15 protein-coding genes are annotated in these 15,569 nt (G+C 41.4%); 14 read left to right on the top strand and 1 reads right to left on the bottom strand.

Annotation, left to right across the window (positions count from 1 at the left end; all coding sequences use genetic code 11):
• Positions 1-577 precede the first annotated feature (577 nt).
• The 6 genes from B4K11_RS04370 (at position 578) to B4K11_RS04395 (ending at position 6,118) form a co-directional block, all read left to right on the top strand.
• Positions 578-1,057 (top strand): Hsp20 family protein, encoded by a 480-nt coding sequence (locus B4K11_RS04370; protein WP_292950215.1) that lies wholly within the window; start codon positions 578-580, stop codon positions 1,055-1,057.
• Positions 1,058-1,129: 72 nt separating this feature from the next.
• Positions 1,130-2,494: a DegQ family serine endoprotease gene (locus B4K11_RS04375; protein WP_292950216.1), complete on the top strand. Its 1,365-nt coding sequence runs from the start codon at positions 1,130-1,132 to the stop codon at positions 2,492-2,494.
• A 19-nt stretch (positions 2,495-2,513) separates the two neighbouring features.
• A complete protein-coding gene (gene rpoH, locus B4K11_RS04380; protein WP_292950217.1) occupies positions 2,514-3,416 on the top strand; it encodes an RNA polymerase sigma factor RpoH in 903 nt (300 codons plus the stop codon).
• 185 nt (positions 3,417-3,601) lie between these two features.
• A complete protein-coding gene (locus B4K11_RS04385) occupies positions 3,602-3,856 on the top strand; it encodes a hypothetical protein (protein ID WP_292950218.1) in 255 nt (84 codons plus the stop codon).
• 353 nt (positions 3,857-4,209) lie between these two features.
• Complete coding sequence (locus tag B4K11_RS04390) at positions 4,210-5,676, top strand: protein adenylyltransferase SelO (RefSeq protein ID WP_292950219.1); 1,467 nt, start codon at positions 4,210-4,212, stop codon at positions 5,674-5,676.
• Positions 5,677-5,911: 235 nt separating this feature from the next.
• Positions 5,912-6,118, top strand: coding sequence for a cold-shock protein (locus B4K11_RS04395; RefSeq protein ID WP_348703508.1), 207 nt, complete (start codon positions 5,912-5,914; stop codon positions 6,116-6,118).
• A 416-nt stretch (positions 6,119-6,534) separates the two neighbouring features.
• On the opposite strand, the gene B4K11_RS04400 is transcribed toward B4K11_RS04395, so the two are convergent.
• Positions 6,535-6,855: a DUF3301 domain-containing protein gene (locus tag B4K11_RS04400; protein ID WP_292950221.1), complete on the bottom strand. Its 321-nt coding sequence runs from the start codon at positions 6,853-6,855 to the stop codon at positions 6,535-6,537.
• Between the two features lie 140 nt (positions 6,856-6,995).
• Here B4K11_RS04400 and B4K11_RS04405 point away from each other — a divergent pair, with 140 nt between their 5' ends.
• From B4K11_RS04405 to B4K11_RS04440, 8 genes are all read left to right on the top strand, one after another.
• Complete coding sequence (locus B4K11_RS04405) at positions 6,996-7,709, top strand: DUF599 domain-containing protein (RefSeq protein ID WP_292950222.1); 714 nt, start codon at positions 6,996-6,998, stop codon at positions 7,707-7,709.
• Positions 7,710-7,833: 124 nt separating this feature from the next.
• Positions 7,834-9,759, top strand: a complete 1,926-nt coding sequence (gene htpG, locus B4K11_RS04410) for a molecular chaperone HtpG (protein WP_292950223.1) — start codon at positions 7,834-7,836, stop codon at positions 9,757-9,759.
• A gap of 182 nt (positions 9,760-9,941) precedes the next feature.
• Complete coding sequence (locus tag B4K11_RS04415) at positions 9,942-10,238, top strand: c-type cytochrome (protein ID WP_292950224.1); 297 nt, start codon at positions 9,942-9,944, stop codon at positions 10,236-10,238.
• A 161-nt stretch (positions 10,239-10,399) separates the two neighbouring features.
• Positions 10,400-10,765, top strand: a complete 366-nt coding sequence (locus B4K11_RS04420; RefSeq protein ID WP_292950225.1) for a TraR/DksA family transcriptional regulator — start codon at positions 10,400-10,402, stop codon at positions 10,763-10,765.
• A 33-nt stretch (positions 10,766-10,798) separates the two neighbouring features.
• The gene (locus B4K11_RS04425) at positions 10,799-12,139 is read left to right on the top strand and encodes an ATP-binding protein (RefSeq protein WP_292950226.1); all 1,341 of its coding nucleotides are present in this window, start codon (positions 10,799-10,801) and stop codon (positions 12,137-12,139) included.
• Positions 12,132-13,127 carry a HupU protein gene (locus B4K11_RS04430; RefSeq protein WP_292950227.1) on the top strand — a complete coding sequence of 332 codons (996 nt, stop codon included), beginning with the start codon at positions 12,132-12,134 and terminating at the stop codon, positions 13,125-13,127. Before B4K11_RS04425 ends, B4K11_RS04430 begins: the two co-directional genes overlap by 8 nt.
• A 1-nt stretch (position 13,128) precedes the next feature.
• A complete protein-coding gene (locus tag B4K11_RS04435) occupies positions 13,129-14,577 on the top strand; it encodes a nickel-dependent hydrogenase large subunit (RefSeq protein ID WP_292959247.1) in 1,449 nt (482 codons plus the stop codon).
• A 29-nt stretch (positions 14,578-14,606) separates the two neighbouring features.
• On the top strand, positions 14,607-15,485 hold the full coding sequence (locus tag B4K11_RS04440) for a patatin-like phospholipase family protein (RefSeq protein WP_292952825.1): 879 nt from the start codon (positions 14,607-14,609) through the stop codon (positions 15,483-15,485).
• The last annotated feature ends 84 nt before the right edge of the window (positions 15,486-15,569 follow it).

Consider the following 15,569-nt stretch of genomic DNA (forward strand, 5'->3'; position numbering starts at 1 on the left):
CCTCAGAGATAATACCTAACTTTTCGACCAGTTCGATAGCATAAATTTTATTCTGGATTTCCAATTAATACATTGAAGGCTTTGTCGGTTCGGTGGCTTCGGATACGGCAAGGTGACGACCCGCAAAGTAAGTGGTGAAGTGACCATCTGCTTGTTTGCTGATTTGTATTTCTGTTTGACAATAGAGTGCCTGAGCAGTAATTCAATTAGATATAACCTGGTGCAATAGCTGAACGTATGGTTGTTATGGATTTGACGGTATTCTTTTTGTACACAAAAAACGTCCAAATTCAGTTCCATATTCAAAGAAATCCATTCCTGTAGTTTCTAATATCCATTTCTTTCTTTTTCAGCCGTTAACGCAGTATTTATGTTGTTTAAGTCATCAATCAAGGCCCTTTTGACGGTATTGAGCAATACCACTATGTGTCATAAATGAATACCTATAATTTTTTTATTAAATGAACTTGAAAATAAAATTAGAGTCCTTAAATAGTGAATTAGCGAAGGTCATTGCTTTCGAGGCTGACCTAAGCGTCTTTTGTTTTTATCTTTTATCGCTTTCGGAGGATATATTATGAACGCAATTGATTTAACACCAATCTATAGAAATAGCATCGGTTTTGACCGTTTCGCTTCTCTGCTGGATAGCGCATTAAGTAGTGAGCCTACTTCATCGAGCTATCCCCCTTACGACATCGAAGTTCTTGGCGATAGCCAATACGTCATCACCCTTGCTGTAGCTGGCTTCGACAGAAATGATATCAATATTTCAGTTGAAAACGGCACTTTATCAGTGAGATCTGACAAAGGTGAAGTTGAAGATAAAACTTACCTATACCACGGCATCGCACATAGAGCCTTTGAAAGAAAGTTCAACTTGGCTGATTACATTGAAGTCACTGGTGCTTCAATGGAACAGGGGTTATTGAAAATAAACCTTGTTAAAGAAATACCTGAAGCAATGAAACCCAGACAGATTGAAATTCAATCTTCGGGTGATTCGGTATTGGAACACCAAGTTAAACAGGACACCAAAGAAACCGTTGTTCAATAAGTTATATGCCCCTTGCTATGGATTTAACTTTGTAGTGAGGGGCATCTATTTTGTTGTCGTGGAGTTTTAAAAATGGTTAAAAAAATTGTCCATGTTTTTGTGGCCATGATGCTGGTTGCTTCTGCACAGAATATAGCTGCTGCACTACCCACATATATCCCTGAGACGGGTGAGGTTCCTTCACTCGCACCTATGCTTGAAAAAGTTAACCCCGCAGTGGTGAATATATCGACTTTTTCAAAAGCCCAATCTCGTTATAACCCTCTTTTGAATGACCCTTTTTTTAGGCGCTTTTTCAATATTCCTGAGCAAGAGTTTCACCAACATACAGAGCCTAGGAAAAAGCAGCAGAGTGCTGGCTCCGGAGTTATTGTAGATGCAGCTGATGGTATTGTTATAACTAATTACCATGTGATTAAAAGTGCTGACGAAGTACATGTTGGATTGATTGATGGAAGAAGCTTTAATGCTGAGATTGTTGGTACTGACCCTGAATTAGATATAGCTATATTAGAAATTGATGCCGACAAATTAACAGCTCTTACTATTGCTGACTCATCTGATGTCAGAGTCGGGGATTTTGTGGTTGCTATTGGTAATCCATTTGGTCTAGGTCAAACGGTAACAACAGGTGTAGTCAGTGCATTAGGACGAAGTGGGCTCGGGATTGAGGGCTACGAGAATTTTATCCAAACAGATGCTTCAATAAATCCAGGTAACTCAGGTGGTGCTTTAGTTAATTTGCGAGGAGAACTTGTTGGTATCAATACTGCAATTATCTCTCCGGCTGGGGGAAATGTGGGTATTGGGTTTGCTATCCCAACTAATATGGCCAGCGCTAGTATGAATCAGATAGTGAAATATGGTGAAGTTAAGCGAGGTCAGATTGGTGTAGGGATCCAAGATATTACATCAGAGTTACGTGATGCATTTGATCTAGAAAATGGTCAGAAAGGTGTATTAATTACCAACGTGTCTGATGGCTCGCCAGCGGAAGACGCCGGTTTAGAGTCTGGAGATATTGTCCTTTCAGTAAATAGTAAAAAAACAGAGTCTACATCTCAATTGAGAAGTCAGATAGCTATGTTCCCAATTGGTGAAAATGTTCGGTTACGGCTTCTGAGAAATGATAAAAAAATTAGTATCGATGTTGAGATTGGGGACCGTTACAGCTTCTCAGGTATTGGTAATGATCTGCACCCACTATTGGAGGGGGCACAATTTGAAAATAATGATGAAGGAGTTGTTGTAAAAGCACTGAAACCAAACTCTAGAGCATCATACAGTGGCTTAAGATCTGGAGATGTGATTGTAAATGCTAACAAAATACGCGTTCATGATGTGAAGTCATTCACCAAAGTGCTTAGTCGTAGTAAAAATTCGATACTTTTAAGAGTTGTAAGAGGCAATATGGCCCTTTATCTGGTGATTCGCTAAATCTTCGAGGAGGTTAAATATGAGGAATGAAGTATGTCTATCAAGCCAGAATAATAGTGCGCTAGTTGGAGGTTTTGATCGATACCTAAATTATGTTTACAGCCTACCGATTTTATCTGAACAGGAGGAAAGAGAGTTACTGGATGAATATCACAATGAAAATGATCTTGAGGCAGTCGGAAAATTAGTACTTTCCCATTTACGTTTTGTTGCTTACGTGGCGAAAGGCTATCGAGGATATGGCTTGCCGGCAGAAGATCTGGTGCAGGAAGGAACAATAGGATTAATGAAGTCGGTTAAACGCTTTGACTCCTCTTATGGCGTCCGTTTAGCAACGTATGCTGTGCATTGGATAAAAGCTGAAATACAAGAGTACGTACTTAAAAACTGGCAACTCGTTAAAGTGGCTACAACAAAAGCACAGAGAAAGTTATTCTTTAATTTACGCAGCCTGAAGAAAAAACTGGGTTGGATGAATACGGAAGAGGTTAACGAGGTCGCAGAATACCTGGACGTAACGCCAGATGATGTTCGTCAAATGGAGCTCAGAATGAGCGGTGAAGAATCATCTATTGAAGACTCGTTTAGAGAGGGAGATGTGGATGAAGTTATACAACATGAAACTCAGCAGAGAACGCTTTGTCATGAGATCTTAGGTAAAAATCCGCAATCTCAGGTTGAAGAAGAACAGTTTCAAAATCGCTGCATACAGAAGGTAGTCGAGGTAATGGCGTCGCTTGATGAGCGATCAAGGTATATCGTTGAGAATCGATGGTTAGTCTCTGAAAATGAGAAACTAGGATTGAAGTCTCTCTCTGAAAAATTCGAGGTTTCAATGGAGAGGATTAGACAGATTGAATCTCAAGCTTTGAATAAAATTAAAAAACAATTGATCAAAGCAGGTATTACGTACGTAACATAGGTTTACTAGCTCATTTGTTAACAGGTAATTATGAGGAATAAACAGGAGAAAGTGACATGCGATATATTACTTTATCACGCAAAGAACATATCAGGCCGCAACATTCCTAATGGTCAATGGGTTGCGCAACAGTACATAGACATTTTCAATTTTATAGGTCAAAAAAGTTAAAAGTCGGAGGGTATATGAGTGCCATTTTAAATCCTTCTATTGTTAAAACCGTTTATGAAAAAGTCCTTACTGAAGGTCATCCATCAAACAATGGTTTTTTTCTTAAAGGTGTTTATGCATCAGGTATAAACAATGATGTAACAGAATTAAGTGATCGCTTCTCAAAAGTTCGTTTAGCGAATGATGAACACGTAGAGGGTGAATTTCCTGATGCAACACAACGGGTAAAATTTCTGAACAAAATTAGAAAGCTTCATCGGAATGAATAGACCACTAAAAATGTATCTTTTTTCTATGTGCTGCTTTGCCTCGTTTACTTGATCACTACAGTGACGGGGCTTTTTCTTACATAATAAATAATTTTTAAAAGAACCCTAACCTCAAAGTTATAGAGAAATTTTTAAAGTAAGCGGTTTAAAGTCTGTTGTATATCGTTCATTAAGTCGAAGTAATCCAACTATAAAGTCTTTATTTGGTTCTTTAATCATGTAATAAACTATATCCGGTAACTCTCAACTTTAAACGACAAAACTATTCAAAAAACCTCTTCTCTCTTTAGGGATGATAATACCTGACTAAAATGGTAGGGTAAGGATCAGCTTCGCTTAAGGATGAAAGATAGATGAGCAGACTACAAAATCTAAATTTTAATAACAGTTATCTTGGCTTACCAAACCATCTCTATCAACGTGTTCATCCTACCCCTTTAAAGAACTCTTTTTTAATTAGTTTTAATCCTGATGTTGCTGAAATACTAGATATTGATCCCTCTTCTATTAATCCTACAGAGCTTACTCGTTTTCTTAGCGGTGAACAGCTGTTTCCGGGCAGTGAGCCTTTGGCTATGAAATATACCGGTCACCAGTTTGGCGTTTATAACCCAGAACTGGGTGATGGCCGAGGCTTGTTGTTGGGAGAGGTGATTAACCCAAAAGGAGAGCGTTGGGATCTGCATTTGAAAGGTTCTGGCAAAACTGCTTTTTCTCGTTTTGGGGATGGAAGGGCGGTGCTTAGGTCAAGTATACGTGAGTATTTAGCCAGTGAGGCGATGCATGCTTTGCGTATTCCAACTACCCGTGCATTGGCGCTTGTAGGTAGTGAAGATAAGGCGATGCGTGAGGGTATGATGGAGCCCTGTGCTACGGTTTTAAGGGTGACTCAATGTCATATCCGTTTTGGCCATTTTGAATATTTATATCAAACCCAGCAACACGAAGAATTGAAAGTTCTAGCAGATTATTGCCTAGAACGCTTCTTTCCCGAATGTCTTGAAACAGAAAAGCCTTATCTCGCTATGTATCAAGAGGTCGCTAAGCGAAGCGCTGCTTTGGTTGCCAAATGGCAGGCTTACGGTTTTGTTCACGCGGTATTAAACACAGATAACATGTCACTTATAGGGGAAACGTTTGATTATGGACCCTATACATTTTTGGATAGTTATAAGCCGGCTCTGGTAAGTAACGCTAATGATCATGAAGGGCGCTATGCGTTTGCAAAGCAGCCCTCTGTTGTTCAATGGAATTTATCCTGCTTGGGGCAAGCGCTTTTACCTCTGATCGAGCGAGATGATTTAATAGCGGTTTTGGATGAATTTCCAAATGCTTACAAGGAAGCGGAGCTTGGAGAGTTTAGAAAGCGTTTAGGTCTTCAGTCTATTCATGATGGAGATGAAAAGCTTGTTTTGGATCTACTCAAGTTATTTGCACAGCAAGAGATGGATATGAATCGCTTCTTCCGTTGCTTGTCAGACTTTGATGGATCAGAGAATTCAGTGGCAGCATTAATGGCGCTTTTAAAACTACCATCAGCCTTAACAAACTGGCTTTTGGCATATGAAGAGAGGCTTTCAAAGGAGGTGGCGAGTCGACCGATTCGACGCGCTCAAATGAGAGCTGTGAATCCGGAGTTTATATTACGTAACTATATGGCTGAAGAGGCGATACGTGCAGCAACGGACGGGGATTATACTTTAGTTGATAACTTGTTGATGTTGTTACGTAATCCTATGGCTGAGAATAGTGAATTTGAGCATTATTCACAGTCTCCACCGGGTTGGGCAGGGGGGATTTGCTTGACCTGCTCCTCATAATTGAAAAAAAATGCAAATTTCTCGAATAAAAGCGCTTTTTTTCGTTGACCGGAGCTTAATAAGCTTTATAGAATGGAAACCGCTTGAAAGTAAGCCGTATATTTATGCACACCATTACGAAGTCTTATCAGTACCTCGTCCTGTTTTTCATAAGTAATCACAGCACTTCCAGCACAATCGTCTCATTTACATAGTGTATTTGAGGCACACAATTACTCTGAAGAATAGGACTACTATTATGTCTACTACTGGTACAGTTAAATGGTTTAACGAAGAGAAAGGTTTTGGTTTCATCGAGCAGGAAAACGGCCCAGACGTTTTCGCTCACTTCTCTGCTATCCAGGGCGACGGCTTCAAAACTTTGACTGAAGGTCAGAAAGTTGAGTTCACTGTAACTCAAGGCCAGAAAGGTCCACAGGCTGAGAACATCACTAAGGTTTAATCCTTAACTGATATTCAGTTTGAAAAAGAAGCAAGGCTTATGCCTTGCTTTTTTTATGCCTGAAACTTATTCAAATATCACTTTTTTATCATTTTTTAGATCACGCGCTTCATGTTTGCTTAAGTAAACGCTTTCATCTGCGAGCAGTATTAGGGAACCTACGAATAAGTCTGAAGCACCTCAGGCTTACAGAGCGGTTCAAGTTCAAGGCAACGATTACAGGCATGCTGGTTGCCTGTCGAAAATCGTTAACGACGAAATTGGATCACTCTGTAAGCCCCATAGGGTGGACATTAAATTGACTTTCTGTTTTGTCAGGCAGCTTGAAAAGGACACGTCATTTCACTGTGCTACCTTTCGCGCATTAAGTCAATTTACTCTCCACTGAGAAAGCTTAGGACTTGTTCGTAGGTTCCTTAGTGAAGAATATGCGGGTCCAGATGCACATCGGTAATGTTATGACCTAAGGTAATAATATGGCCTGAGTAACGTTCTTCGCCCGTGGAGGAAAATTCGAAGTTATAAGATCTCCAAATACGCACCATTCCTTTATCATCTCTTTTTAACCAGAAAGCTTTTAAGTTGATGTTGTCATCAAGCAGTTGCAGTTCGAGTTCTTTGCATTGTCGGCGGATTCGATTAAGGGCTATTTCCTTTACCCTTTGTGATTGCCACCAGTGGTAGAAAAGATATAAAAATAGAGTGACAACAAATAAGGATTCAAGATCTATATACATCGCTGCTTGTTACCTAGCAAAATATTGAGTATTACGTGATTATAGGGTTAACCGATAATCATAGCTTTCTTTGATTATTAGTTGTTTTACAATGAGTTGTCATACATTGCACGATTATTTTGTAACTGAGGCTTTTTCTTATGGTACCGGTCCATCAGTTTATGATTGAAAACTGGCTTAATCTTATCGCCTTAATCTGGTTTTTAATCTGTTTTAAGGGATATATGTTTTATGCGCGTAGGCGTAGTTTCGACACGCCATGTCTAGCCAGTATGCTGCATATGTATCGTAAAGAGTGGATGTTAAGGATGTTGACGCGTGATGTGCGAATTGCGGATACAACCGCTATTGCGAATCTAGAGCGCGGAGTTTCTTTTTTTGCTTCCACGACTATGTTGATTCTGGCTGGTTTGATGACAATTCTAGGGTCAACGCAGGCGGCAATTGATGTTGTAGCGGATATACCTTTTGCGATGACGGCAACCAGTGCCGAGTGGGAATTAAAAATTCTATTGCTGATCTCCCTGTTTGTGTACGCCTTCTTTAAGTTTACTTGGAGCTTACGTCAGTATGGTTTTGTATCCATCATGATTGGCGGTGCGCCTCTACCCGAAGAAAAAGTGTCTGACATGCAGATCGATGCCCATGCCAGCCGTGTGGCTAAAATGACATCAATGGCAGCCAATAATTTTAACCTTGGTTTACGCACCTATTATTTCTGTTTGGCTATTCTGGGTTGGTTTATCAATCCGTGGTTATTCATGGCGTTGAGCGGTGGTGTTGTGTATATCTTGTATCGACGTGAGTTCAAATCTTCAACATTAAATACGCTGATGATGAGTGCGGGTGAATAAAAAGCTGAATATTAATGCTTGAAATGGTTCACCCCGTCCCAATATTGTTTTCATAGGCTGCTTTGAGGTTGGCTATCAACCTCAAAGCACTGTTCCCGATTTAACCGATATTGGATAAGTGTTGATGACTACAGAAACGCGTACAGAAACTCATGGTTTTCAAACTGAAGTGAAGCAGCTGCTTCATTTGATGATTCATTCTTTGTATTCAAATAAAGATATTTTCCTGCGTGAGTTGATCTCAAATGCGTCAGATGCCGCAGAGAAATTACGTTTTGAAGCATTGTCGAATGGCGCTCTTTATGAAAATGATGGCGATCTTAAAATTAAGATCAGTTTCGATAAAGACGCGAAAACATTAACAATTGAAGATAACGGCATTGGTATGAGCCGTGATGATGTTGTTGAGCATTTAGGTACTATTGCTAAATCCGGCACGTCACAGTTCCTTTCTCAGCTTACAGGCGATCAGTCAAAAGACAGTCAATTGATCGGTCAGTTTGGTGTAGGTTTCTATTCTTCTTTTATCGTTGCTGATCGTGTTGAGGTCTTTACACGTAAAGCCGGTCTTCCGGTTGCTGAAGGTGTACATTGGTCTTCAGAGGGTGAAGGCGAATTTAGCATCGGCGATATTGAAAAAACTTCTCGTGGTACGCGGATTGTTCTTCACTTGAAAGAGGGTGAAGAGAGTTTTGCTGATGGTTTTGCTCTACGAGGCTTAGTGCGTAAGTATTCAGATCATATCTCTATCCCTGTTCTAATGCAGAAAGAAGCTACACCGGATATGGGTTCAGAAGATGAGCCTAAAGAAGATGCAGCCGCAGAACTTGAAGATGAAACAGTCAACAGCGCTACTGCTCTGTGGACACGTAATAAGTCTGATATCTCTGACGAAGAGTACCAAGAGTTCTACAAACATATCTCCCATGACTTCTCTAACCCAATGACTTGGGGACACAACCGTGTTGAAGGAAATATGGAGTATACAAGCCTTCTTTTTGTTCCTGAGCGTGCCCCTTATGATCTTTGGAACCGTGAAGCGCCTAAGGGTCTAAAATTATACGTACAGCGCGTTTTCATCATGGATCAGGCGGATGAGTTCCTGCCATTGTATCTACGCTTTATGAAAGGTGTTATCGACACTAAAGATCTTTCTTTGAACGTATCTCGTGAGATTCTTCAGAAAGATGCGAATGTTGATAAACTGCGTAGCGCATTAACTAAACGTGTTCTTGATATGTTGATCAAACTTGGCAAAAAAGATGCTGAGAAGTATGCAACATTTTGGCAAGAGTTTGGTCAGGTTCTAAAAGAGGGACCTGCTGAGGATTACGCAAACCGCGAGAAAATCCTTAAGCTGATGCGCTTCTCATCTACGCATACGGGTAGTGAAGAGCAGAATGTATCACTGGATGACTATATTTCTCGTATGCCTGAAGGGCAGGATAAAATCTACTTTGTGGTTGCTGATAACTACAATACTGCGAAAAATAGCCCGCACTTAGAGATCTTCCGTAAGAAAGGTATCGAAGTTCTATTAATGACTGATCGCATCGATGATTGGATGATGAGTCAGCTACAGAACTATGATGAGAAGGCTTTCCAAGATGTAACTAAAGGTCAGCTTGATCTGGATGAGGAAGCATCTGAAGAAGAGAAGAAAGAGCAGGAAGAAGCGGCAAAAGAGCTTGCTGGTCTTGTTGAGCGCTTGAAGGAAAGCTTGACTGATAAAGTTGCGGACGTACGCATTACAACTCGTCTAACCGATTCTCCTGCTTGTTTGGTGCTTGGTGAACAGGACATGGGCTTACAGATGCGTCAAATTATGGAAGCGGCGGGTCAGGCTGTTCCTGAAACTAAGCCTACATTCGAAGTGAATCCAGAGCATCCTCTGATTGAAAAACTAGATAAAGAAGCAGATGAAGATCGTTTTGCTGATTTAGCCTTGGTGTTATTCGATCAAGCGGGTTTGGCTGCAGGTGCTCAGTTGGATGACCCAGCAACTTATGTAGCGCGCCTGAACAAGTTACTTCTGGAATTGAGCGCTTAAGTTTAATTCTTAATATTCTTGTTAAAAAAGCGACCTAGGTCGCTTTTTTTGTGCCTTAATTAAAGAGGTTTTATTAAGTAATCTTCTATCAGACATACTCTATGCGCTAGATCAAAGACTTTTATGGTCATTTGCCGTTGAATAGAGTGATTGAATGATTTGGTTTGGGTGAGGAACGAATTGTGAAAAAAATAATAAAGTTAGCTATGACGGTTCTAATTTTTGCTGCGCCATTTGGCGTACAGGCGGATGGGCAGGCTATTTATGATAAGCATTGCAAAGGCTGTCATGTTGCTGGAGTTGGAAATGCGCCAAAACCAGGCGATGCCGCGTCTTGGGAAGCACGTATCGCTAAAGGTGAAGATGCAATGCTGGCTGTAGTGGTGGCTGGTAAAGGTGCGATGCCGCCTAAAGGTACTTGCGCTACTTGTGATGAAACCACTTTGAGAGCTGCGATCAACGTGCTTATTTCGCAGTAAAAAAAGTGATTAAGATAAGAGGCTGTCTTCGGACGGCCTTTTTTATGTCTATTATTTATGCAAAGATCTAATTTATTGCACTCAGTTATTTGTTAGGGCTAATGTGTAAGTTCTTTCGTTAAATATTGGTTTGACGGTTTGTATTAAAAAAGGAAGGTTGAATGGCTGATTTTGTGGATGATGTGCAGATTGATAGCTTGTTAAATAAGTTGCATCGTTTACAGGGAGAGTTAATTGATGAAGCTGATTCCCTTAAGCAGGCTGCTCAGCCAGTAAAACTGGATCAACAATCTTTTGGCCGAGTATCTCGCGGTGAGGCCTTACAACAGCAGAGCATTGCAAAGGCTAATTTAGCCCAGTGTCAGGAGCGTATTCAGCAAATTGATGATGCACTTAGAAAGATTGATAATGAAAATTATGGTTATTGTGAAGCTTGTGGCGAGAAGATTGCAGTTTCTCGTTTAATCGCAAAGCCCGAAAGCTCATTCTGTTTAGAATGCCAGGATAAGCAGGAACAGAATAAATAGCCTTAGTTAAGTCAAATAACGAATCGATCTTTTATGTCTCATAATGAAAAACCTATTACTTCTCTAGACAAACGTTTGGATGATAATTCTGAAGATGCATGGGTGAGTGTTATCCAAAAAATGGATGAAGCTTATGCTGATTTAGTGCACTACCAAGTAGAGATCGAGGAAAAAAATGTAGAGCTGGAAGAGAATAAACTGTTCTTTGACAGTATCGAAAGCTCAATGAGCGATGTCTTAATTGTGTGTGATCATAACGGCTGTATTCAGAGGATCAATCGGGCATTAGAAACCTTAACAGGGCGTTCTGCTGAGTCTCTAGTTGGGATCAATTTTACAGATCTGATTGACCAACGTTACTTGCAAAAAGTAGACAGTTTCTTAACTCAGGTTAGGGTTCAATCTATTCGTGATTGTGAACTCGAACTTATAGGTGTTGAGGGAGCTGTTCCATTGTCGATGAACTGCTCTCCCCGTAAAAATCACCGAGGACGTTTGGTCGGAATGGTATTGATTGGGCGCCCTTTAGGTGAACTACAGAAAGCTTATATAGAGTTAAACAATACCCATGCCGAGTTAAAATTAGCACAAGAGCGTTTAGTGCAATCTGAAAAAATGGCGTCATTAGGTCGTTTGGTGGCTGGTGTAGCCCATGAATTGAATAACCCTATTAGTTTTGTGTATGGGAATATGCATGCGCTACAGCGCTATACAGAGCGTTTGAGTGTGTACTTTGATGCGATTAATGAAGGTGAATCACGCGAATCTTTGAAATTGATGCGCCAACAGCTTCGGTTAGATAAGGTTATTCGAGATTTAAACTCGCTCGTGGATGGCACCATGGAAGGGGCGGATAGAGTGAAGGAGATCGTTAATGATCTACGCCAATTCTCTTCTACTCAAGAATCAGAAAAAACGCTATTTGATTTGACGCATGTTATCCGCACCGCGCTTCACTGGATTATAAAAGAGAGTAAGCAGGACGTTGATGTTGTCGCGGTTATTCCTGATGGTCTTAAAGCATTCGGCCACTCAGGGCAGATTCATCAAGTGGTTGTGAACCTTATTCAAAATGCTGTAGATGCGATGATCGATTCTAAGGTTAAACGCTTAAGTCTTAATGCTTCACATATTGGAGATAAAATAGAGTTTCATGTCAGTGATACGGGCCCCGGTGTTTCTGAAGAGAATCTCTCCCGGTTATTTGATCCTTTTTTTACGACGAAACCGGTTGGGCAGGGCACAGGCTTAGGCTTATCTATTAGTTATGGGATTGTATCGGAACACGAGGGGAAGTTGGAGATACGTAACCAGTCTTCGGGTGGTGTATGTGCCTCATTGGTCCTATTAGCGGAGAATCCTGAAAATGTTTAATCTTCTATGGCTTCAGTCAGCAGGGTGCGGAGGGTGCTCCATGTCGCTTTTGAATGCTGAATCTCCAGACTTACTCACTACATTTGAGGCCGCTGGTATTCATCTGCTTTGGCATCCCTCTTTGAGTGAAGAAACGGGTTCTGAGGTTGTTGATATTTTTGACAGCATATTGAAAGGTGAAACGCAGTTAGACGTATTGTGTTTAGAGGGCTCTGTTTTACGTGGACCGAATGGCACCGGTCGATTCCATATGCTGGGTGGAACTGATAAGCCGATGATGGAGTGGATAGAGCTTTTATCCAAGCAAGCTCAATATACGGTTGCTGTTGGTTCATGCGCAGCTTTTGGTGGAATATCGGCGGCTGGGGATAATATTACGGATGCAATTGGGCTTCAGTTTGAGGGGGAAGTACCGGGTGGTTTCTTAGGGGATCAATACCGTTCGCTCTCAGGTCATAAAACAATCAACATTTCTGGTTGTCCTGTTCATCCTGATTGGGTCACTGAAACTTTAATTAGTTTGTCTCTGGATGAGCACTCTGAAGAAGCTGTTGATCTGTTTGGTCGGCCTCGTATGTATGCTGATCAGCTTGTTCATCATGGCTGCAGTCGCAATGAATACTATGAATATAAAGCCAGTGCTGAGCTTCCCGGCGATCGGGGGTGCATGATGGAGAATATGGGGTGCTTAGGTACCCAAGCGCATGCTGATTGTAACAGTCGGCCTTGGAATGGTGTTGGTTCCTGCACGAAAGGCGGGTATGCATGTATCAATTGTACGGCTCCAGAGTTTGAAGAACCCGGTCATAGTTTTACTCAAACCCCTAAAATTGCAGGTATTCCAGTAGGGTTACCTACTGATATGCCAAAAGCTTGGTTTGTTGCTTTAGCTTCTTTATCAAAAGCAGCAACCCCAGAACGTTTAAGAAAGAATGCGACTTCTGAAAAGTTGATCTATCCACCCACTATTCATAAGAGAAAAAATTAATATGAGTCGTATTGTGGTTGGCCCATTCAATCGTGTTGAGGGTGACTTAGAGGTTAGTCTTGATATTGAAAATGGTGTTGTGAATAAAGCTCAAGTTAATTCACCTATGTTTCGTGGTTTTGAACGAATCATGCAAGGGCAGGTACCTATGGATGCTTTGGTTTATACGCCTCGAATTTGTGGTATTTGTTCTGTTAGTCAGTCTGTTGCTTGTGCTAAAGCGCTGGCCGATTTAGCACAAACTGAGATCCCATTAAATGGTGAACTATCCATTAATTTGGTGTTAGCTAATGAGAATATGACTGATTTGTTGACCCATTTTTATCTGTTCTTTATGCCTGATTTTAGTCGTGATGTTTATGCTCAAAAAGATTGGTATTCGGTTGTAAGTGAACGTTTTAAGGCGAAAGAGGGGAGTTCAGTTAAAAAAATGTTGCCAGCCCGCGCAGAGTTTCTGCATCTTATGGGGATCATGGCAGGTAAATGGCCGCACAGTCTGAGTATCCAGCCCGGTGGAAGTGCGAAGCCGATAGAAGCGCAAGAACGTATCCGTTTGATTACACTCATTGCATCATTTAGACGTTACATGGAGCTGCATTTATTTGGCGCGGATTTAGAGGACGTTGCTAAATTAGATTCAATTAAGGCGTTGCTAGAGTGGCGAAAGAAAGAGCACTGGTCACAAAGTGATTTTCGTACTTTTCTACATATCAGTGAGGATTTGAATTTAGCAGCATTAGGCCGCTCAACTGATCAGTTTTTAAGTTTTGGTAATTATCAGGTTCAAGGTAAGAAGCTGTTTGCGGAAGGTTGTTATATTCAGGGAGAGCTTCAACCCTTCGATCCTGATTCAATTGCTGAAGATATTGCTTATTCATGGATGCAGGGCGCGGAAGCTTTGCACCCTAAAGAGGGAGTTACAGAGCCCTCTGTGGATAACGAAGAGGCTTATACCTGGTGCAAGGCGCCTAGGTTGAATAAGCAGGTTGTTGAAGTGGGTGCATTAGCTCGACAGTTAATTAATGGGCATCCACTGATTAAAGAGTTGGTCGAAAAGCAGGGCGCCAGTGTCGAGAGTCGAATGATTGCACGTATGTTAGAGCTCGCCATTGTGATTCCAAAAATGCAGGAGTGGGCTAAGCAATTAGATCCACAAGCGGCTTTCTGCTTTCCTACAACGCTTCCGAAAGAGGGGTGTGGTGTTGGGCTTGTTGAAGCAGCAAGAGGTAGCTTGGGACACTGGCTGCAAGTGTCAAAAGGAAAGATAAGTAATTATCAAATTATAGCGCCGACCACTTGGAATTTTTCACCTCGCGATAGTCAGTCTATACCTGGAGCCCTAGAGAAGGCGCTAGAAGGTGCGCCAGTATTTGAAGGGGAGAAAGAGCCTGTATCTGTCCAGCATATTGTTCGCTCTTTTGATCCATGCATGGTCTGTACGGTGCATTAACTAATCAAGATCAAAGATAGGGATGTAAAGTGATTGAAGCTGAAGGCAAAAGGGTATCTCTGGTGTTGGGCAGCGGTGGAGCACGAGGCTTAGCGCATATAGGAATTATCAATGAGCTGACTAAAGCCGGCTTTCAGATTGAATCTATATCAGGCTGTTCGATAGGTGCATTGATTGGTGGGGTTTACGCGGCAGGAAAACTAGCTGAATTTGAAGCTTGGGTCAGAGAGATTGATCGTACGGATATACTCAGTCTACTTGATGTCGCATGGCGAACGGATGGTTTAGTGAAAGGGGATAAGTTGATCGATACCCTGATTGAGCTGGTGGGCGATCATTCAATAGAAGACCTACCTATCCGGTTTACCGCAGTGGCCGCGGATATTGATGAAGAGAGAGAAATTTGGATTAACTCAGGCTCACTATTTGACGCGATTAGAGCTTCAATATCTTTGCCTCTGTTTTTCTCTCCTGTTGAATATCATGGGGCCTATCTTGTTGATGGGGGAATTTTAAACCCTGTTCCTATTGCACCTACTTTCAACGATAAAACGGATCATACAATTGCTGTTAATTTGGGAGCGCCTGTTGATCATAACCTTGATCTTTTTGATGATGCGCAGCTTTCGGGGAAGTCTGGTTTCAAACAAAAAGTGCATCGTTGGATTGGTAAATTGTACCGTGGGGATGAGGAGGAAGATCGCTCGTTAAGTATGTATGACGTGGCAAGCCAAGCCTTTGATTCTATGCAGGGAAGTATTGCGCGACAGAAGCTTGCGGCTTATCCACCGGATCACTTGATAGAGATTCCTCGAAATACGTGTGGAATTTTAGAATTTCACAAGGCGGGGCCTGTTATTGAACTAGGTGCTCAAAGAGCGCGCTCTTTTCTAGAGCACAATATTTAAGTCTGAAGATCTTTTCTTCGACGCTAGTATTCAGAGCATTTTTTATTCTGAGGGTTATGCTTTCTGAGGCTTAGGGTTTCTGAG

This window comes from Neptuniibacter sp. UBA6509 (assembly GCA_002435145.1).
GTDB lineage: Bacteria > Pseudomonadota > Gammaproteobacteria > Pseudomonadales > Balneatricaceae > Neptuniibacter.